The sequence below is a fragment of the Comamonas aquatilis genome (assembly GCF_965139575.1).
Taxonomy (GTDB): Bacteria; Pseudomonadota; Gammaproteobacteria; order Burkholderiales; family Burkholderiaceae_C; genus Comamonas; species Comamonas aquatilis.
Genome location: NZ_CBCSIW010000022.1, coordinates 1 through 16,684, shown reverse-complemented (window position 1 = coordinate 16,684; position 16,684 = coordinate 1). Strand labels below are relative to the sequence as shown.

The window sequence follows — 16,684 nt, the reverse complement described above, 5'->3', positions numbered from 1 at the left end:
TGTCCCCTCAATTCATCGCGCTTCGTTCAGGATTTTTTTACGCGGACATTGCCACCTGCATAGCCCACTTGAACCGATCCATCGTGCGTGCTTGTTTGATCGCCAACACGCACATTGCTTGCTGTGTGTGAGGCCTTCGTTGGCGTGCTCGCGCCCAGGCCAGCAGATAGCAGTGCAGCTGTCTGGATGAGGTTGACGCGCGCTTCTGGTGTGCAGCTGCGATAGCTATTCAAGAGCACTTGCTCTGCTGGGTCTGGTGTGTCGTCCTGCTCTGGCGGCTTTGGTGTGCGTTGTCCCGTGATGATGTACAGGACGTCAGCACCTGCTGAAGCTACCCCAGCCAGGAAGCTCGCATCGGGGACTCTCTCCCCAGTTTCATAGCGAATCAGTGCCCGTTTGAGCACGCCTCCTACGCCGCCAAATACCTCCTGGGTCATCCCCAGGCGCTCCCGCTCTTCGCGCAATCTATTTCCAATGTCCATATGAGCACATTTCTTGTTGCTGGGTGTCCAAATGGACACTAGAATCACCTACATCAACAGCGACACACACGGAATAACTGCGAAATGAGAAAGGGACGAGCTGATGACTCAATCCACCACGCAACCAACCGCTAACCAGATCAAACACCGTCTGCGTACAGAGCAAGGCTTAACGCTCAAGGCCTTCGCCTCCATGCATGGTTTCAGCTACCGCACTGTTTCTGACGTGGTGCGAGGCCTGCGCCACGGCAATTTCGGTGAGGGCCGAGAGGTCCGCATCAAGCTGGGCCTGCCCGTAAACGATTAACGCATTTTCACACTATTTCGCGTGAATATGACACGAACTACTGATTACACAAACGCTGCCCAGCAGCGCCTGCTGCAGCTCATTGACCTGCTTGCTGGGCATGAACTGCAAGGCCTAGCCCCTACAGCAATCGCCCGCGCCCTGAACTGTTCGGGGACGGTGATCACCCGAGACCTAGACAACCTGCGCACAGCAGGCTGGGCTGAGCGCACACCCGACCAGGAACGCTGGCGCCTGAGCCCCCACGTCGTGCAGATCTCCCTAAAGCACGCGGCAGGCATCCAGGCAGGCCAGCAAAACATCAATGACGTCGTGCAGCGCTTCAGCCGCACCTGACACGAAACCCATCTCAAGGAGTCGAAATGACACAAGCAGGACGCAAAACCCTCGCAGCAGCAGCCCCCGTGGCTGCAAACGCCGATCACGAAGCCATTAGCAGCGCGGTGGCGGCGGCCGACCAGATGGCCGCTCTGCAGAAGAACTACGGACAGGGCCGGGACCTGCTCAATCAGCTCTTGGGTCAAGCCCAAGCCTTCCAAGCTGCAGGTAACCTGCTCCAAACGTTTGGAGTCTCAAAGCTGGCCTTTGTGAAGGAGAACAAGCTATATCAACAACTTAGCGGAATGGTGGCTCCAAACGGTTTGGAGTTGAAGGGCACCTGGGTCGAATTCTGCGGGCTACTCGGCATCTCCGACGAAAAGGCCAACCAAGACATTGCCAACTTGCATTCGTTTGGTGAGGAAGCCCTGGATTCCATGCAGCGCATGGGCATCGGCTACCGCGAGCTGCGCCAGTACCGCAAGCTGCCCGAAGACCAGAAGCTGGCCCTGATTGAAGTGGCCCAGGCCGGCGACAAGGAGAGCTTTGTCGAGCTGGCCGAGGAAATCATCGCCAAGCATGCCAAGGAAAAAGAGGCCTTGAGCGCCCAGGTGCAGGAGCAGCAGGAAACCATCGAAGCCAAGGACCGCGTCCTGGCCAGCAACAGCGAGCGCATCACCAGCCTCGAAGAAAAGACCGCCCGAGTTTTCAAGCCACGCCCAGGCAGCGAGGCGCGCACGGCTGATGAAGAGCTGCTACTGAATGAAATCCAAGAAGCCACGGCTGCATCCCTGTATGGCTTGCGCCGCCTTTTCACTGCAGCCGATGCCGCAATCATTGGCAGCGAGCGCGATGCCATCCAGTTGGCCGCTCGTCAGGGCGTGGAATACCTTTGCCAGCAACTGGTCGATATCGCTGCCGAGTTCAACATCTCGGTTGACCTGGAAGAGCGCTTGCAGCCGTCCTGGATGTCGCCCGAGGCCTTGGCCGCTATGGAAAAGCGCCAGGCCGAACGTGGCGCGGCAGAGCAATAAGGCCACGCCATGGATGCCATCCGCATGGAAGTCATCAACCAGGCAGCGCGTGAATGCGCCGAGGCTCCATGGGGCCAGACGGGCGCCATCGTGCAGCGAGCTGCCAATGTGCTGAACCTCTCGGTGCAGCGTACTACCACCTTGATCTCCAAGGCCTCGCGCGATTTGGGCCTGAGTGAGAGCCGCAAGCGCCGCAGCGATGCGGGCCAGTCTGCGATCAGCGACTCCGATCTGCTGCTCATCAGCGGCACGATGACGCATGACCGCCGCGCAGGCAAATGGATGCTGTCCTGCCAGGACGCCATCGACATGCTGTTCGATGGGGGCAAGCTCGACACACGCCTGACCGCCAGTCATGTGAACCGTCTGCTGCGTGAGCGCGGCATGCATCCCGAGCAGATCAGCCGCCCGGCGCCGTCCACCCGCATGCGCACTGAGCACATCAATGCGATGTGGCAGATCGATGCCTCGGTGTGCGTGCTCTACAAGACGCCCAAGGGCGAGCTGGTGCTGCTGGAGGAAGACGGCGTGCACTACAAGAACAAGCTGCACAACTACACACGGGTCATGAACGACCTGCTGGTGCGCTATGTGGGGGCCGAGCACGCGAGCGGCGCTATCGGCACGCGCTTTTACCTGGGCGGCGAAACCACCGAGAACGCGCTCGACTTCCTGATGTGGCTGATGACACAGCGGCAGGATGTCGGAGGGCAACCCATGCCTTTCCACGGCGTGCCCTACATGCTCTATACCGACCAGGGCAGCGCGTTCAAGTCCGGGCCGTTCGCCAACTTCTGCCGCGCTATGGAGATTGACCTGCAGCACCACAAGCCTCGCAACAGCCGGGCGACTGGTCTGGTCGAGAACGCGCAGAACCTGGTCGAACGGGGCCTGGAATCCCGCCTGCGCTTCCTCGACCCCGAAAGCATCACCGTGGCACGGCTCAATGCCCTGGCCGAGTTGTGGATGCATGCATACAACGGCACGCGAAAGCACAGCCGCCACGGCATGACCCGGTATGCGGCCTGGGCCACCATCGGCTCCCAGCATCTGCGCTTGGCTCCATCGATGGAGATCATGCGCGCGCTGCCCGCCAGCATGGCGAAGACTCGCACGGTCACCAGTGACATGCGCGTCACATACGCCCTCAAGGGCCAGGGCAGCCAGGACTATGACCTGCGCTATGTGCCTGGTCTGTCGGCGGGCGACAAGGTGTTCGTGACGGTCAACCCCTTTGACGCACCCAATGTGCGTGTGGGCGTGACAGACCGCGAAACCGGCGAGATCGTCTGGCACCAGGTGGAGCCCACGGCCAAGGGCTTCATGGGCTACGACGCATCGGCTCCCGTGGCTGGCAAGGAATTCAAGTCCATGCCAACCACCCCGGCGCAGCAGCTGCGCCAGGCGGTCGATGCGCAGGCCTACGCCAAGGACGGCAAGGCCGCGACAGCCGCCGAGGTGGAAGCAGCCCAGCGCGACAAGGTTGCTCCATATCTGGGCCAGTTCGACCCCCTGGCCGATATCAAGGCCAAGGCCGCCAGCCTGCCCACCTACATGCAGCGCCCTGGCACTGCCCATGAAGCTGCAGCGCCGAGCGTGGAGGCCGCACGTCTGTCCGTAGCAGAGGCCTGCAAGCGCATCAAGCAGGCCTTGGGCGAGCTTTACGACGCTGGCACCTATGCCTGGCTCACCGAGCGCTATGGCGCTGCAGGCGTGCCCGAGGACGTTGTCAAACAGATGATCTCGGCCCGCCGCGATCAGCAGAACACCACACCAGGCACCACCGGCCTGCGTGCTGTGGGAGGCACCCGATGAGCACTCAAACCATCTTTGCAGAGCTGTCCCAGACCCTGGGTCTGAGCCAGCGGGCCATCAGCCGCGAGTGCCGCATCAGCGCGGCCGGCCTGAATCGCATCGTGAACCAGGGCATCTGGCCCAAGTTCGACGCACGCGCACTGCGCAACCGTATTTGGGCATTCCTGGTCAGGCGTGGCGCCACCCAAGACCAGGCCGAGGCGGCGCTGCCGCCCTTGTCCAAAAAGTTGGCCCCGGTCGTTGGAGCGACCGAGGCCGTCCCCGAAGAACCGAAACCACTCAAGAACCCCGAGGAGGATGTAATGCTACTACCCAAGCAATCCCTGACTGAAAACGCCCGCAAGGCCTTTAGCCTGTTCACAGACCCCTTTGCCTCCGAAGTCACCCGCGACGAAGAAATGTTCGTCAACGGCGAGATTCGCTTTGTGCAGGAGGCTGCTTGGCAGGCAGCGCTGGGCGGCCGCATGGTGGCCGTCATTGGCGAGTCCGGCGCAGGCAAGTCCACGCTGCTGGGCGATCTGAAGGAAAAGATCACCCGCCAGCACAAGCCTGTGGTGCTCGTCGAGCCCAGCGTCGAGGGTATGGAGGACACCGACAACAAGGGCGAGACGATGCGCTCGGCGGATATCCACGCCGCCATCATCTACACCCTGAACGCCAAGGCCACGGTGGCGCGCGGCAAAGAAAAGCGCTCGCGCCAGGTGCAGTCCTTGCTGGAAGAGTCCACCACCTCGGGCCGCAGCCATCTGCTGGTGATCGAGGAGGCCCACGCGCTGCCCATCCCCACGCTCAACCATCTGAAGCGCCTGCACGAAAAGATGCGCCTGGGCCGCCGCCCCATGCTGGGCATCCTGCTCATGGGCCACCCCGAGCTGGAAGACAAGCTCAATCGCCACGACGTGCGCGAAGTGATGCAGCGCACCGAGATCGTTCGCCTGCGCCCCCTGGGCTCCGACCTGGCTGGTTATCTCAAGGTTCGCGCCGAGGCCTGCAACCGCAAGCTGGACGAGCTGATCACCGTGGATGGCGTCGACGAGCTGCGCAGCCGCCTCACGGTGAACGCAGGCAAGGACCACGTCAGCCTGCTGTACCCGCTCAACGTCAACAACTGGATGGTGGCTGCACTCAACGCAGCTGCAGAGATCGGCGCCCCCGTGGTCAATCGTGACGTCATTGCCGCAATGTGATGGAGGTTCGACATGCACACCTACTGCATCACGGTCACCCAATGCGCTGGGCGCAAGCCCAGCGTGGTGATTCTGGATTTTCTCAACATGACGGATGCCTTCGCATACGCGAACCAGAAATGGCCGACGGCCAGCAGCATCCACATCACGCCCATGCAGGCCTGCAAGAAGGAGCCCGTCTGATGCGCCGCCATATCCCTATCGAAATGGAGTGCCATCAACGCGCGCCCAGCCGCTTCGAGCGCTTCGCCCTGGTACTGCTGATCGCCTGCTGCATCTTCGGAGTCGGTGCAGCAGGTGCCATGGCCCTGGGCTACATCAAATACAACTTTGGAGTCTGGCCGCTATGAGCATCGGAATTGGAATCCTGATTTTTCTGTCCGGTGTGGTGATTGGCGCCGCCTTGGGTCTTGCCGGAACCATGACCGCTATGGAGGGCTACTGAGATGCAAAAGCTCAACCTCACCCCTCGCCAGTACCCCGGCCTGCCCGGCGATAGCCGCCGCACCAAGGCTCGCAAGCGCGCGGTCGCCACTGCACCCCAACGCCCCGAAGGCGTGGTGGAGCCCGCCCGCTATGACCGCATGCGCGCCCCCGTTTGGGAGCCCGCCGCATCCACACCCACACGCCCCGGCGCACATGACTTTCAGCGCGTCGAGAGCCGTGGCCTGAGCTGCTGAAACCAAAGCCAACTGAAAGAGCACCAAATCATGACCACTGAAAACACCATCCCTCCCGGCTACTGGAAGAACGCCCGTGGCGATCTCGTGCCCGAATCCCGCGTGACCGATATCGACAAGCTGCGCGACCAGGTCGTGCGTGATCTCTGCAAGATGGCCGAAGAGCGCTCCCAAGGCCTGAGCAAGTTCAAGCTCGACTCCATGCAGGACGTGGCTGCACTGGTCACGACCAGCATGGAGAAATACGGCGTCAAAACCGGAGGCGACAAGGGGAACGTCACGTTGCCCACCTATGACGGCGAATACAAGATCGTGCGCCAAATGGCCGATCACCTTACCTTCGGCGAGCAGCTGCAGGCCGCGAAGGAGCTGATCGACCGCTGCGTCATCCGTTGGGCCAAGGACTCCGATGACAACATCAAGGCTCTGGTCACCCATGCGTTCCAGACCGACAAGGAAGGAAAAATCAACACCGGCCGTGTGCTGGGCCTGCGCAAGATTGACATCAAGGACGAAGACTGGCTCCTGGCCATGCAGGCCATCAGCGACAGCATCACCGTGGCCAGCACCAAGCCCTATATCCGCTTCTACAAGCGCAACGCTTCGGGCAGCTATGACGCCATCAACCTGGACATGGCGGCCTTATGAACATCATCAACACTCCAATGAAATGCTGCCGCTGTCGCAATCAACACACGGCTGCTGAGCGTGTCGATATGCCGAGCAAAAGATGGGCCGATGCCACTGAATCCACTTGCCCCAAATGTGGCGCTCGCAGCTTCTACGACATGACGCCGCAAGTTGCCTGGTGCTGGGCATCAGGCCTCATTGAAATCGGCAATGAGCTGCCCAGCTCAGACGCAATCGAGATCGCACGCGGACCACAGTACGCCATCAAAGGTGAAGTAGGCGTGCATGCGCGTCACGGATACGGCGAAAACAAAGGAAAGCTGCTGGTGCCAGGCGTGCCAGAGGCCGCCAATCAGTTCGCGGGGCTTGAGGCTCTTGACCGCTGGCTGAAGCAGATCAACAAGCGCAAGCCGCGCGACGGCGTGACGTTCTCCAAGGAGGTCAAATGAGCAATCTCAAAACGTACACAGTGAAGGCGTCCTGGTTTAACGATGCCGAGGTCACCCTACAGGTTGACCATGACCTCTTGACGCCCGAGCTGGCAAAGGAGATCAATGATTTCTGGAGCGATGCCAGTTACCGCCTTCGGCAAGAGGACCAGGACGTGGTGCGAGTCGTCATCCGTATGTTCGGTGCACGGACTATTTCCCTCGCAATGGAACAAGGCGGCTGGAGCTTTTCCAAACAGTCCTCTGTGGTTGGCCTCCGCACGGCCCAGGACGTCGTTGATAGCTTTAGCGAAGGCTGGCCCAAGGCAGAGGAGCTGGGCATCTCTGTCATCCATGTTGATGCCGATAGCGTCGGCTTTGACGATGTCGAGCTGGAAGCCATTGAAGGGAGTGCGGCATGAGCCATTCAAATTTCGGTTTCGGCGTGACCGTTGGCGCGCTGCTCGGCATGCTTTTTATCACCGGAGTGGCGATTGCCATCCGTGACCAGGGGCGTGAAGAGTGCGATCAGAAGCTGCCTCGCACCGAGAAGTGTGTGCAGCAATGGGTACCTGAAACGACCAAGCCGGCCGCGAAGGAAGGAAACCAGAAATGATCAAAAACGCCATCGCCTACCGCATTGCTCCAACATGGACGCCTGACCTGCAGGCCTTGGAGGCTGCTCTGCAAAAGACCCCGTTTGCCGAGTGTGGCGCAACCCAGGAGCGCTCGGTCGGCTGGGTGCCACCTCGTGGCGAGCAGCATGGCCTGCTGGCCGAATCGGTCGCAGGTCAGTGGATGTTGCGCTTTATGAACGAAGCCAAGCTGATTCCCGCCAGCGTGCTCAACCGCAAGGTCAACGAGAAGGCCGAGCACATCGAAAAGACCGAGGGCCGCAAGCCTGGCAAGAAAGAAAAGCGCGAACTCAAGGACGAGGCCAAGCTGGATCTGCTGCCCATGGCATTCACCAAACAGGGCGCGATGTGGGTCTGGATTGACCCCCAGGCCCGCTTGCTGTTGCTCGATACCAGCGCCCAAGGTCGTGCCGATGAAATCGTGTCGCTCCTGGTTGAAGGCCTGCCGGGCTTTGCGCTGGCCCTGGTCGATACCCAGACCAGCCCGCAAGCCGCCATGGCCCATTGGCTGGTCACGCAGGAGCCGCCCGCTGGATTCTCGATTGATCGCCAGTGCGAGCTGGTCGCTGCCGACGAGTCCAAGGCTGTGGTGCGTTATGCGCGCCATCCTCTCGATATCGACGAGGTACGCGAGCACATCGAGCACGGCAAGCTGCCGACCAAGTTGGCCATGACCTGGGACGACCGCGTGAGCTTTGTGCTCACCGACAACCTGCAGCTGCATGGCATCACGCTGCTGGATGCGGTTATGGACGGACAGTCCCAAGACGACGGGGGCTTCGATACCGATGTGGCCATCTCCACGGGCGAGTTGTCTCGCATGCTCCCGGACCTGATCGAGGCCCTGGGCGGCGAGGGCCGCACCGGCCTCGGCGAGCTGCCCGCCTCACTGCCCAAACAGGCGACGACAACTGGCCCCGCCGCTGCTCCTGCAGATACAGAACCGGATGGCGCTCCGTTCTAGCGCCACGAGGCCCGGAAACCCGTTCAAAAACGTTCCAAAAGAAAAATCCAGGGGGATGCCGCAGCAAAGGCTGTGAGCCCCTCAAATGCCCGGAAATCAAAACATGCCGTCAGAACTGGAAAAGCACTGCAACCACTGCGACGAAGACTGGCCCGCAGACCTGGAATTTTTCTACAGCGATTCACGCGGGAAGTACGGGCTGCACTGCTACTGCAAAGCCTGTTACGCAGAGCTGATACGCCCACCAGCATCCCGTCGTAAAACCCCACTCCCGCCGCAAGTCCGCCTCTCCGACTCTTTCGCCCATCTCCTGCTCAATCCTTCCTATGACCAACAACATTGCCGCAATCCACACACTCAAGAGCAAGCTGCAGCTCTCGGATGACGACTATCGCGCGTTGCTGATGAACCTGACGGGCAAGTCCAGCAGCAAAGACATGACGCCTGTACAGCAGGAAGCTGTGCGTGACCACATGCAGCAGCTGGCGGTCAAGCTCGGTCTGGCCAAATCCACACGCAGCCGCCGCAACACATTCGCACAGTCCAAGCAGTCCGCCAGCCCCAAGGAGCGCAAAGTCTGGGCACTGTGGAACCAGCTGTACCGCGACGGGAAGCTGCGCGACAACAGTGCTGCATCGCTCAATGCCTGGGTGCAGCGCACGGTAGGTGCCGCCGCGCTGCGTTTTGCCAATGGCGCCCAGCTCGACACGTTGATCGAAGGTCTGAAATCCTGGGGAGAAAGGGAATAACCATGGCTCGCACTTTTCTGACCGCCGCCGAGGCCGTTGTGCTCACCACTGTCCTGCCGCCTGGTATGACCGACGAAATGCGCGATGTTGCTCACTGTCTGTTTGAGGCGCTCGCACTGATGGACGGGCGCGTCGGTCAGGCCAAGCCAGACCAGGCCTGGACGCAGAAGCTGCAGGCCTTTGCCAATATGTCGGTGGTGCAACTGCAGCACTTGGCTCGTGAAAAAGGTGGCCGTACCATCTACCTGTCGCGCGGCCTGGCAATGCAGCTCAGCGCCCGCGACCGAGAAATGTGCGCAAAGTTTCGAGGCAACTACGATGAGCTGGCCGACGAGTACGATCTCACTCCAATGCGTGTTCGCCAGATCGTGGACACCTACCAGCGAGAGATGTTTTTAAGCCGTCAGCAGCAACTGCCCGGTTTGGACTGACCCCAAGGGCGGCGCGCAACGCGCCAGCCCATCGCCCGGTGCAATGCCTGGCGAAATTTAGTAAAGCGCTTTACTTATAGCGCAAGCCCCGTCCGCAAGACCATGCGGGACATGGGCAACAAAACCACCCCCTCGCAATTTCCTGATGGCCTGGAGATCTTCCAAGCCGGGGCCCGCACGGCCACCAACGGCCAGGTCTATGTGATCACCGAGGCCGATGTCACGGCCACGGCCGCTGCCTACGACCCCGCCGTCCACGAAGCACCCCTGGTCATTGGCCATCCCGAAGACGACCACCCCGCCTGGGGTTGGGTCACCAAGCTGTCGGCCGAAGGCGGGACGCTCAAGTCCAGCCATCAGCAGATCGACCCCTCGTTCGCCGAGTACTACGGCGCAGGTCGCGTCAAAAAACGCAGCGCAGCCTTCTACCACCCCGAAGACCCGGCCAATCCAAAGCCCGGCGTCTATTACCTGCGTCACGTTGGCTTCCTGGGCGCCCAGCCTCCAGCCGTCAAAGGCCTGCGTGATCCCAAGTTCGCCGAAGGCGGAAACGACACCGAGTTCGGACTCATCTTTTTTTCTGAGCAACCCACCCCCAACCAGGAGCACCCATCCATGACCGATGCCGAACGAATCGAAGCCGAGCGCAAAGCCAAGGAAGAAGCCGAGCGCAAGGCTGCCGAGGAAGCCCAAAAGACCGCCACGGCTGTCGCCGAACGCGACCAGGCACGCGCCCAGCTGGCTCAGTTTTCCGAGCAGCAGAAGCGTGACCGCCACACCGCCAACGTCTCGTTCGCGGAAAGCCAAGTCAAGGCCGGCCGCTTGATGCCCAAGGACAAAGACATGGCTGTCGCCACGTTGGACCGCCTGGCCGAGGCCGAGCCGGTGGAGTTTTCCGAAGGCGACACCAAACGCAAGGTCAGCCCCTCTGCCTGGCTGCAGGAGCTGATCGCCGGCAGCAAGCCATCGGTCGATTTCAGCGAGCACGGCGGTGGCCAATTGCCCGAAGGCGAGCGAGGCAGCGCCAAGGGCAAAAGCGACGCCGATATCGACAAGGCCGCCAAGGCCTATGCCAACAAGCACAACGTGAGCTACGCCGAGGCGGTGAGCAAGGTTGTGTCGTTCGAGGGCTGATTCCCCCAACTTCCCAGAAGGAAACCACAACATGATGACGCTCGACGAAATCCGTCTCAAAGCCAATCCGGTCCTCACCAACCTGCTGCTCGGCCGTGGCCAGGGCACTATGGTGGCAGACCGCCTGTTCCCCCGACTGCCTCAGTCGCTGAGCACGGTGACTATTGCCAAGATGGGCGACGCCGCTCGCCGCCGCTACAACCTGCGCCGCGCGCCTGGTACAGCGACCAAGCAGATCACCATCAACTTCGAGGGCAAGCTCTACACCGTCAAGCAGCACGCGGTAGAAGTCCCCATCCCCCGCGAGCTGATCCGCGAATCCGACGAGGCCCGCAAGCTCAATCTCGCGCCCAACATCGGCATCTCCACCGTGGCCATGACCACGGCGCGCGATGTCCTGAACCTGGACTACGAGATCGAGGCGGCCGAATTTGCCACCGACCCCAGCAGCTTTGCGCCCGGCCATTCCAAGGCCCTGGCTGGTGCTGAGAAGTGGTCGGCGACCACTGGTACGCCTGTGACAGACATCCTGGCGGCTTCCAACGTGATCCGCAAGAAGATTGGCCGTCGCCCCAACAAGCTGATGCTCTCGGCTGATGCAGAAACCGCTCTGATCTCCAATGCCGAGGTCAAGAGCTACCTGCCCTCCACGCAGATGGGCCCGGCGACTCTGGAGCAGCTCAAGACGATCCTGAAGGTCAAGGAGATCGTTGTAGGCGATGCCTCCTATACGGATGAAGACGACGAAGGTCATGACGTGTGGGGCAACGCGGCCGTGCTGGCTTACGCGCCCGACATCCCGGCCTCCGGCGAATTCAGCCTGGCAGAGCCCGCTTTCGGCTTTACCAACGTCATCGAAGGCCATCCCTTCAGCGAGACGCCCGTGTACCGCGAAACGCAAAAGAGCTGGATCTATGGCGGCACCTTCGAGCGCGCGCCCAACATCGCTTACCCCGATGCCGGCTTCCTGTTCCTGAACCCGAACTAAGGAGCCGCCACCATGACTTTGATCGCAAAGATCCTCATCGTGGCCAGCACCGTGGGTGCTGACGGCAAAACGGTGCGCAAAGAGTTCAAGCCCGGTGCAGAAGTGACGGGCCTGAGCGACCACGACGAGCGCGAGCTGCTGAAGATGAAGGCGCTGGCCGACACGGACCGTGAAGAAGCCAGCGACCAGTACGACGCCATGCGTGCTGAGCACGCGCAACGCGAATTCGAGCGCGAGCGCCAGGCTGTCCTGCAAAAGCGTGGGTCCACCGAGCCTCCAGCCGGGCTCGTCGCCAGCACTGACGGCACCGGCCAGACCGCTGGCTTGATTGATGGCGCCGGTGGCAATGGCGCTGCTGACGGCGGCCAAGGTGATCAGGGCAGCAGCAATGCTGGCGATGGTCAGGGAGCCCAGGACAGCAGCAACGCTGGCGAGTCCGCAGCACCCGCGCCCGACACATCTACAGCTTCCGCTCCCACGCCGGCACCCGCAGCCGCTCCCACGGAGCAGCCCAAGGGTACGGGCAAGGGCGCCCCGAAGCGCAACTGACAACCACCCCGAGAGAGAAGCTGCCCCCGGTCCAGGTCATGAGCACCTGGCCGGGTTGGGCCAGTAGGAAACCCTTTCACATCGACCTGGAGCGAAACCATGGCATCTCAGAACAACCCCGGCCGCCAGTTTGACAAGCAGCACGCGGTCACCATTGTGGCCACGGCCATCATCGAGAAATACCGATTTGTCGGCTACAACGGCCAGCACGCAACCAGCGCAGGCGGCGTGAATGACTCTCAGGGCACCAGCGAGTACGGAGCCGCTGTGGGCTACGCCTTTTCGGCCATCACCAGCTATTCCGGCCTGGTGGAAGTCGCAGCAGGCCAGACCATCGCCTTCGGCGATCCGGTCAAACCTGCGGCCGACGGCAGCGGCAAGGCCGCGCTGGGCGACTCCGATGACAACTGCGGCCGCGCCCTGGGTGCCGGTACCGAAGGCCACATCATCGAGGTCCAGATCCAGCGCCACGTTCACCCTGCAACGCCTTGATCTGACGGCAGGCCAATCGCATGAGCTACGCCACCGTCGCCGACATGGTTGCCCGCTTTGGTGCCCTGGAGCTGATCCAGCTCACTGACGTGGACAACATACCGCCCAGCACCATCGACGAAGCCCGTGTCGGGCTGAAGCTGGAAGACGCCTCGTCTTTCATCGACGGCTATGTGGGCCAGGTCTACCGCCTGCCGCTGCAGGGTTGCCGCAAGCCCCTGATCCCCGGCCAGCCCGTGGAATACGCCATGCCGCCCGTCCTGGTGCGAATGGCCTGTGATGTGGCGCGCTACTACCTGCACGACGACCTGGCCCCCGAAAACGAGGTGTACCGCCGCTACAAGGCGGTCATTGCCGAGCTGGATGCCATCGCCATGGGCAAGTCCATGTTGTCCTGCCCCTGGGGCGGATCGCCTGGCGCGCTGGTGGCGGCCGACGCCCAGCAAGGCACTGACGTGCATTTCGATTTCAGCCCACGCGCTGTGACAGACGACACCCTGCGGGGGTTCGGCTGATGCAAACGACCTGGAATTTTCTCGACGCTCAGACCGGCATCGTCGACCGCCTCAAGGCAAAGACGCAGCCGGCCGATGGCAGCGGCTGGGCCCGACTGGTGGGCACCCGCAAGGAGCTGGCGGCCGTGGCCGAGGAAATGCAGGTCACGCCTGCTGTCTATGTCGTTTACGACGGCTTTGCCGTCCTGCCTGGCTCGGACGAGTACTCGCTGCAGCTGAGCCACCGCTGGTTGGTCGTCCTGGCCATCGGCAATGTGGCCAGCCAACGCGAGGCTGCGGCCCTCGACCAGGAAGCAGGCCCGTACCTGGGCGAACTCATCAAGGCCTTGCATGGCTACACGCCGCCGCAATGCAACAGCCCCCTGGTGATGTCCACACCGCCGAGGCCTTTCTACAGCCCGGCCAAGTTTGCCTATTACCCGCTGCTGTTCACCGTCAGCAGCATCCATTGCTAGTTTTTTAGGAGAGAGAAATGGCTGAACGTAAATTCTGCTGCTTCAAGGGCCGGGGTGAAATCAGCCTGGTCGATTACCTGGCCCGCCTGGCGCGCACTGCAGGCTTCATTCCTGTCGGCAACGCGCCCAGCTTTGTGCTCAACGCGACCGAGACCACGGAAAACATCAAGGACTACACCTCGCCTGGCGGCGGTACCGCCTGTGCCTTCCGCGAGATCGACGCCGTTACCGTCGCGCTGCAGTTGCGCTGCCACTCGCCGCGCAACTGGTCCATCGCCACAGGCGGCAGCGGTGATGATGTGGAGGTCGCAACAGCGGCCGTCGCCAGTGAAGAGCATGTCATTTGGCCTGGTACCGTGGAGCCCCTTGACCACCTGGCCGATGACACCGTGGCTATCGTGGTCAAAAGCGCAGATGGCCTAACGACCTATGACGTTGGCGCGGACTACGAGATCACGCCGGCAGGCTCCATCAAGTTGGTCGAAGGCACCACCATCCCCGCGCCAACAGTGGCACAGGGCAAAGGCCAGCCCAACATCACAGTCAGCTACACGCGACGCGAGCAGCGCCTGATTCAGCTGTACTCCCAGCCGCCCAAGCCTGTGGCGCTGCATTTCGACGGCTACAACGTGGCCGAAAGCCCCGTTCAGCCTATCCACTTCGACCTCTACAAAGTGGTCTTTGGCCCGGCCGCGTCCGTGAACGTCATCGGCGACAACCTGGCTCAGCTTGAGCTGACCGGCACCGTCGAGCGCGATGCAACGCGCCCGATGGGCACCCTGTCCAACCCCTTCAGCCAGTACGGCACGCTGAAGATCTGACGGACGAACGCAATGTATCTGGGCCAGTACGAACAGGAGTACAACCCGCATTATCTGGGTCGAGGCATGCTGTATGCCGGTCCGGCCATGCGGGACTGGGCCACGGGCATGCCACCAGGCCGCCGCCTGGGCAATGCCTCTGGCCTGGTCGTAACTCCCGACGTGCGCCGGCTACGCACAAGCCCCTGGGACGGGCGCAGCAATGCCGTGATCAACGGCGTGTCTGTGTCTGTCCAGCTCTACGGTCATGGCGCGGCCAATCTGGCCATGGCTCTCAACGCGCAGCGCCTGGCCACGGCCAGCGCTCCCATCACCACCACGGTCGATGTCTCCGGCCTTTTGCTGCCCGCTGGCGCAATGTTGTGGACACCGCACCAGGTGGACTGCCGTCAAGCCGTCCTGGCCGTGCCGTCCTGGTCTGCATGGACTGAAGGTGTGCAGTGGCGCCGGGCCGACTGGGGGATCGAGCTGCTACAGGGCATTGCAGCGCCCCAGGGGGCGACTGTGCGCATCACCAGCACAGCCGAAAACAGTGCAGAGCAGCTGGACGCCGGCAGCGGTGGCGACATGGAGATCGGCCTGGCATACGCCGGCATCAACTTGACCGACCGCAAGCCCGTGCGCCTGCAGTGCTACCGCTGCCGCACTGTGCTCGATGGAGGGCTGACCTTGCTGGAGCAATCGGCCAGCAGCATCCGTCTCACCCTGCAATTGCGTCCCGTACCCCGTCAAGACCGCCCGGCCGCCTGGTTTGACCTGGCACGCGCGGCATACATAACAAACTGAGAAGAGATAACGGCATGTCCAAGAACCAGCTAGCCAGAGGAATCTGGGCGGGTTTCGCGCCTACGGAAGATCCGTTTGCTATTCCCAATGGGATGGAAGCCAATCTGCGCCTGATTGATGACCACATTGCGCTGTACACGCTTGCAAGCCCAGTGCTGTCAACAGCTGCACTGCCGGTACCGGCCAACCAAGGTGCAGGGCAAATTTTTAGGGACGGTAGCTATGCAGTCTTTAACGCCGGAACATGGGAACTTTACCCCGCTCGCACGGGGCTTGTTGCTATCGAGCTGAGTAGCCGCACTACTTATATCAACACAGGGGCGCTTTGGGAGGTTGTGGTTCCACACAACTGGAAAGCATATTTACTCAAGAGTGAACTGCTCGCTGATGCAGCGCCAAATGGGACAGTCGGAATCGTCACAAATGACCCTGCTGATACCGATTTGAACCATGTCAACGGTATGTATGTACGCAGTGGCAATGCTTGGATTTATTCCCTGCTGCAGTTCGTCGAGCGTCGAGACCTAGCGGCATTGGCCTTTTCTGGTAAAGCCGATGACATCCAAGAGACCGAATCGCACAAGGTCCTGAGCGCAGGTGAGCGCACAAAGATTCAGATGCTCGTTGACGAGGTCGCCGATGCACGCGCCCAGTTTGCCGAGCTGACCATCCAACTACACCAACAGGCAATCGCTCTGCTGCTCGGCCGTATCCAAAAACTTGAATCGCTATCTCAGGACATCCAAATGACTGCCTACGCTCTCGCTCATACTGCCAATGTCGCCGCATCCACACTTGTGGCGAGTGGATCCATCCAGCGCCTGCAGGTGCTCAACCGCAGCTCCGATGCGCGTGTCGGCATCGCTTTTGGTGCACCGCCGGTATCTATGAATGATGCCGGCTTGCTTGTGCTGGAGCCTGGTGCGGCACTCGATACAGACCTGATCCCGAGCACGCCCATCTATGCGATTGCCGACAGCGAAGCGCAGCTATCCGGTGCTTTTGCTGTGCCGCTGAACGAGCCAAACCCCAATTGGGAGACGGATTTTGCGACTCTGATGACCGGGATGGGGTCTGATCCAGGGGGAGTTTGGACTACGGCCTATCGTCGTCTGTACTCGGCGCTTCGCCGAGATGGCATCCTGGCCCGCTCCCGTGGCCTGTATGTGTTTGCGGCACACAGCGATCAGGCTGCACGCCAGAACTGGGCAGCGCCGGGCAGCTATGCCGTGGCCATAGGAGCACCTGTTTTCACGGCTAAAACTGGCTTTGTTTACAACGGCT

At 61.5% G+C, this 16,684-nt stretch carries 25 protein-coding genes; 24 read left to right on the top strand and 1 reads right to left on the bottom strand.

From position 1 onward, the window contains the following. Positions 1–26: 26 nt before the first annotated feature. A complete protein-coding gene (locus tag ACNAZA_RS19055; RefSeq protein ID WP_415798092.1) occupies positions 27–482 on the bottom strand; it encodes a helix-turn-helix domain-containing protein in 456 nt (151 codons plus the stop codon). A 103-nt stretch (positions 483–585) separates the two neighbouring features. On the opposite strand from ACNAZA_RS19055, the gene ACNAZA_RS19050 reads away from it, so the two are divergent. The 24 genes from ACNAZA_RS19050 to ACNAZA_RS18935 form a co-directional block, all read left to right on the top strand. Then, positions 586–789: a helix-turn-helix domain-containing protein gene (locus ACNAZA_RS19050; protein ID WP_087084191.1), complete on the top strand. Its 204-nt coding sequence runs from the start codon at positions 586–588 to the stop codon at positions 787–789. Between the two features lie 27 nt (positions 790–816). Further along, entirely contained in the window at positions 817–1,125 is a 309-nt protein-coding gene (locus ACNAZA_RS19045) for an IclR family transcriptional regulator (RefSeq protein WP_140401060.1), read from the top strand. A gap of 26 nt (positions 1,126–1,151) precedes the next feature. Further along, a complete protein-coding gene (locus tag ACNAZA_RS19040; RefSeq protein ID WP_415798091.1) occupies positions 1,152–2,141 on the top strand; it encodes a hypothetical protein in 990 nt (329 codons plus the stop codon). 9 nt (positions 2,142–2,150) lie between these two features. Continuing rightward, positions 2,151–3,956 (top strand): hypothetical protein, encoded by a 1,806-nt coding sequence (locus ACNAZA_RS19035; RefSeq protein WP_415798090.1) that lies wholly within the window; start codon positions 2,151–2,153, stop codon positions 3,954–3,956. Continuing rightward, the gene (locus tag ACNAZA_RS19030) at positions 3,953–5,143 is read left to right on the top strand and encodes an ExeA family protein (RefSeq protein WP_087084193.1); all 1,191 of its coding nucleotides are present in this window, start codon (positions 3,953–3,955) and stop codon (positions 5,141–5,143) included. The genes ACNAZA_RS19035 and ACNAZA_RS19030 overlap by 4 nt, the downstream gene beginning before the upstream one ends. A gap of 12 nt (positions 5,144–5,155) precedes the next feature. Next, entirely contained in the window at positions 5,156–5,326 is a 171-nt protein-coding gene (locus tag ACNAZA_RS19025) for a hypothetical protein (protein ID WP_176391677.1), read from the top strand. After that, positions 5,326–5,493, top strand: coding sequence for a hypothetical protein (locus tag ACNAZA_RS19020; protein ID WP_415798089.1), 168 nt, complete (start codon positions 5,326–5,328; stop codon positions 5,491–5,493). Before ACNAZA_RS19025 ends, ACNAZA_RS19020 begins: the two co-directional genes overlap by 1 nt. A 96-nt stretch (positions 5,494–5,589) precedes the next feature. Further along, on the top strand, positions 5,590–5,823 hold the full coding sequence (locus ACNAZA_RS19015; protein ID WP_415798088.1) for a hypothetical protein: 234 nt from the start codon (positions 5,590–5,592) through the stop codon (positions 5,821–5,823). 30 nt (positions 5,824–5,853) lie between these two features. Continuing rightward, a complete protein-coding gene (locus tag ACNAZA_RS19010; protein ID WP_415798087.1) occupies positions 5,854–6,471 on the top strand; it encodes a DUF3164 family protein in 618 nt (205 codons plus the stop codon). Next, entirely contained in the window at positions 6,468–6,902 is a 435-nt protein-coding gene (locus tag ACNAZA_RS19005; RefSeq protein ID WP_415798086.1) for a hypothetical protein, read from the top strand. Before ACNAZA_RS19010 ends, ACNAZA_RS19005 begins: the two co-directional genes overlap by 4 nt. Next, the gene (locus ACNAZA_RS19000; protein WP_415798085.1) at positions 6,899–7,303 is read left to right on the top strand and encodes a DUF2528 family protein; all 405 of its coding nucleotides are present in this window, start codon (positions 6,899–6,901) and stop codon (positions 7,301–7,303) included. Before ACNAZA_RS19005 ends, ACNAZA_RS19000 begins: the two co-directional genes overlap by 4 nt. Beyond that, a complete protein-coding gene (locus tag ACNAZA_RS18995) occupies positions 7,300–7,497 on the top strand; it encodes a hypothetical protein (protein WP_415798084.1) in 198 nt (65 codons plus the stop codon). Before ACNAZA_RS19000 ends, ACNAZA_RS18995 begins: the two co-directional genes overlap by 4 nt. Then, the gene (locus tag ACNAZA_RS18990; RefSeq protein WP_415798083.1) at positions 7,494–8,480 is read left to right on the top strand and encodes a recombination-associated protein RdgC; all 987 of its coding nucleotides are present in this window, start codon (positions 7,494–7,496) and stop codon (positions 8,478–8,480) included. Before ACNAZA_RS18995 ends, ACNAZA_RS18990 begins: the two co-directional genes overlap by 4 nt. Positions 8,481–8,806: 326 nt before the next feature. Then, complete coding sequence (locus ACNAZA_RS18985) at positions 8,807–9,229, top strand: regulatory protein GemA (protein ID WP_415798082.1); 423 nt, start codon at positions 8,807–8,809, stop codon at positions 9,227–9,229. 2 nt (positions 9,230–9,231) lie between these two features. Then, entirely contained in the window at positions 9,232–9,660 is a 429-nt protein-coding gene (locus tag ACNAZA_RS18980; RefSeq protein ID WP_087084200.1) for a Mor transcription activator family protein, read from the top strand. 111 nt (positions 9,661–9,771) lie between these two features. Further along, complete coding sequence (locus ACNAZA_RS18975) at positions 9,772–10,794, top strand: hypothetical protein (RefSeq protein ID WP_415798081.1); 1,023 nt, start codon at positions 9,772–9,774, stop codon at positions 10,792–10,794. Between the two features lie 31 nt (positions 10,795–10,825). Beyond that, entirely contained in the window at positions 10,826–11,782 is a 957-nt protein-coding gene (locus ACNAZA_RS18970; RefSeq protein WP_059440649.1) for a major capsid protein, read from the top strand. 12 nt (positions 11,783–11,794) lie between these two features. Next, positions 11,795–12,331 (top strand): hypothetical protein, encoded by a 537-nt coding sequence (locus tag ACNAZA_RS18965; protein ID WP_415798080.1) that lies wholly within the window; start codon positions 11,795–11,797, stop codon positions 12,329–12,331. Positions 12,332–12,430: 99 nt separating this feature from the next. Then, entirely contained in the window at positions 12,431–12,823 is a 393-nt protein-coding gene (locus ACNAZA_RS18960) for a DUF2190 domain-containing protein (protein WP_415798079.1), read from the top strand. 20 nt (positions 12,824–12,843) lie between these two features. Continuing rightward, positions 12,844–13,338: a gp436 family protein gene (locus tag ACNAZA_RS18955; RefSeq protein ID WP_415798078.1), complete on the top strand. Its 495-nt coding sequence runs from the start codon at positions 12,844–12,846 to the stop codon at positions 13,336–13,338. Beyond that, a complete protein-coding gene (locus ACNAZA_RS18950) occupies positions 13,338–13,793 on the top strand; it encodes a phage tail terminator protein (RefSeq protein WP_415798077.1) in 456 nt (151 codons plus the stop codon). Before ACNAZA_RS18955 ends, ACNAZA_RS18950 begins: the two co-directional genes overlap by 1 nt. A 17-nt stretch (positions 13,794–13,810) precedes the next feature. Then, entirely contained in the window at positions 13,811–14,614 is an 804-nt protein-coding gene (locus tag ACNAZA_RS18945; RefSeq protein WP_415798076.1) for a phage tail tube protein, read from the top strand. A 12-nt stretch (positions 14,615–14,626) separates the two neighbouring features. Continuing rightward, complete coding sequence (locus tag ACNAZA_RS18940; RefSeq protein WP_415798075.1) at positions 14,627–15,400, top strand: hypothetical protein; 774 nt, start codon at positions 14,627–14,629, stop codon at positions 15,398–15,400. A gap of 14 nt (positions 15,401–15,414) precedes the next feature. Beyond that, positions 15,415–16,684 (top strand): hypothetical protein (locus tag ACNAZA_RS18935; protein WP_415798074.1); only part of this gene is annotated, 1,270 nt, incomplete at its 3' end.

Excerpts from the sequence above, each read along its gene's own strand:
- ACNAZA_RS19055 (WP_415798092.1), bottom strand. The coding sequence starts at position 482 with ATGGACATTGGAAATAGATTGCGCGAAGAGCGGGAGCGCCTGGGGATG.
- ACNAZA_RS19050 (WP_087084191.1), top strand. The coding sequence starts at position 586 with ATGACTCAATCCACCACGCAACCAACCGCTAACCAGATCAAACACCGT.
- ACNAZA_RS19045 (WP_140401060.1), top strand. The coding sequence starts at position 817 with ATGACACGAACTACTGATTACACAAACGCTGCCCAGCAGCGCCTGCTG.
- ACNAZA_RS19040 (WP_415798091.1), top strand. The coding sequence starts at position 1,152 with ATGACACAAGCAGGACGCAAAACCCTCGCAGCAGCAGCCCCCGTGGCT.
- ACNAZA_RS19035 (WP_415798090.1), top strand. The coding sequence starts at position 2,151 with ATGGATGCCATCCGCATGGAAGTCATCAACCAGGCAGCGCGTGAATGC.
- ACNAZA_RS19030 (WP_087084193.1), top strand. The coding sequence starts at position 3,953 with ATGAGCACTCAAACCATCTTTGCAGAGCTGTCCCAGACCCTGGGTCTG.
- ACNAZA_RS19025 (WP_176391677.1), top strand. The coding sequence starts at position 5,156 with ATGCACACCTACTGCATCACGGTCACCCAATGCGCTGGGCGCAAGCCC.
- ACNAZA_RS19020 (WP_415798089.1), top strand. The coding sequence starts at position 5,326 with ATGCGCCGCCATATCCCTATCGAAATGGAGTGCCATCAACGCGCGCCC.
- ACNAZA_RS19015 (WP_415798088.1), top strand. The coding sequence starts at position 5,590 with ATGCAAAAGCTCAACCTCACCCCTCGCCAGTACCCCGGCCTGCCCGGC.
- ACNAZA_RS19010 (WP_415798087.1), top strand. The coding sequence starts at position 5,854 with ATGACCACTGAAAACACCATCCCTCCCGGCTACTGGAAGAACGCCCGT.
- ACNAZA_RS19005 (WP_415798086.1), top strand. The coding sequence starts at position 6,468 with ATGAACATCATCAACACTCCAATGAAATGCTGCCGCTGTCGCAATCAA.
- ACNAZA_RS19000 (WP_415798085.1), top strand. The coding sequence starts at position 6,899 with ATGAGCAATCTCAAAACGTACACAGTGAAGGCGTCCTGGTTTAACGAT.
- ACNAZA_RS18995 (WP_415798084.1), top strand. The coding sequence starts at position 7,300 with ATGAGCCATTCAAATTTCGGTTTCGGCGTGACCGTTGGCGCGCTGCTC.
- ACNAZA_RS18990 (WP_415798083.1), top strand. The coding sequence starts at position 7,494 with ATGATCAAAAACGCCATCGCCTACCGCATTGCTCCAACATGGACGCCT.
- ACNAZA_RS18985 (WP_415798082.1), top strand. The coding sequence starts at position 8,807 with ATGACCAACAACATTGCCGCAATCCACACACTCAAGAGCAAGCTGCAG.
- ACNAZA_RS18980 (WP_087084200.1), top strand. The coding sequence starts at position 9,232 with ATGGCTCGCACTTTTCTGACCGCCGCCGAGGCCGTTGTGCTCACCACT.
- ACNAZA_RS18975 (WP_415798081.1), top strand. The coding sequence starts at position 9,772 with ATGGGCAACAAAACCACCCCCTCGCAATTTCCTGATGGCCTGGAGATC.
- ACNAZA_RS18970 (WP_059440649.1), top strand. The coding sequence starts at position 10,826 with ATGATGACGCTCGACGAAATCCGTCTCAAAGCCAATCCGGTCCTCACC.
- ACNAZA_RS18965 (WP_415798080.1), top strand. The coding sequence starts at position 11,795 with ATGACTTTGATCGCAAAGATCCTCATCGTGGCCAGCACCGTGGGTGCT.
- ACNAZA_RS18960 (WP_415798079.1), top strand. The coding sequence starts at position 12,431 with ATGGCATCTCAGAACAACCCCGGCCGCCAGTTTGACAAGCAGCACGCG.
- ACNAZA_RS18955 (WP_415798078.1), top strand. The coding sequence starts at position 12,844 with ATGAGCTACGCCACCGTCGCCGACATGGTTGCCCGCTTTGGTGCCCTG.
- ACNAZA_RS18950 (WP_415798077.1), top strand. The coding sequence starts at position 13,338 with ATGCAAACGACCTGGAATTTTCTCGACGCTCAGACCGGCATCGTCGAC.
- ACNAZA_RS18945 (WP_415798076.1), top strand. The coding sequence starts at position 13,811 with ATGGCTGAACGTAAATTCTGCTGCTTCAAGGGCCGGGGTGAAATCAGC.
- ACNAZA_RS18940 (WP_415798075.1), top strand. The coding sequence starts at position 14,627 with ATGTATCTGGGCCAGTACGAACAGGAGTACAACCCGCATTATCTGGGT.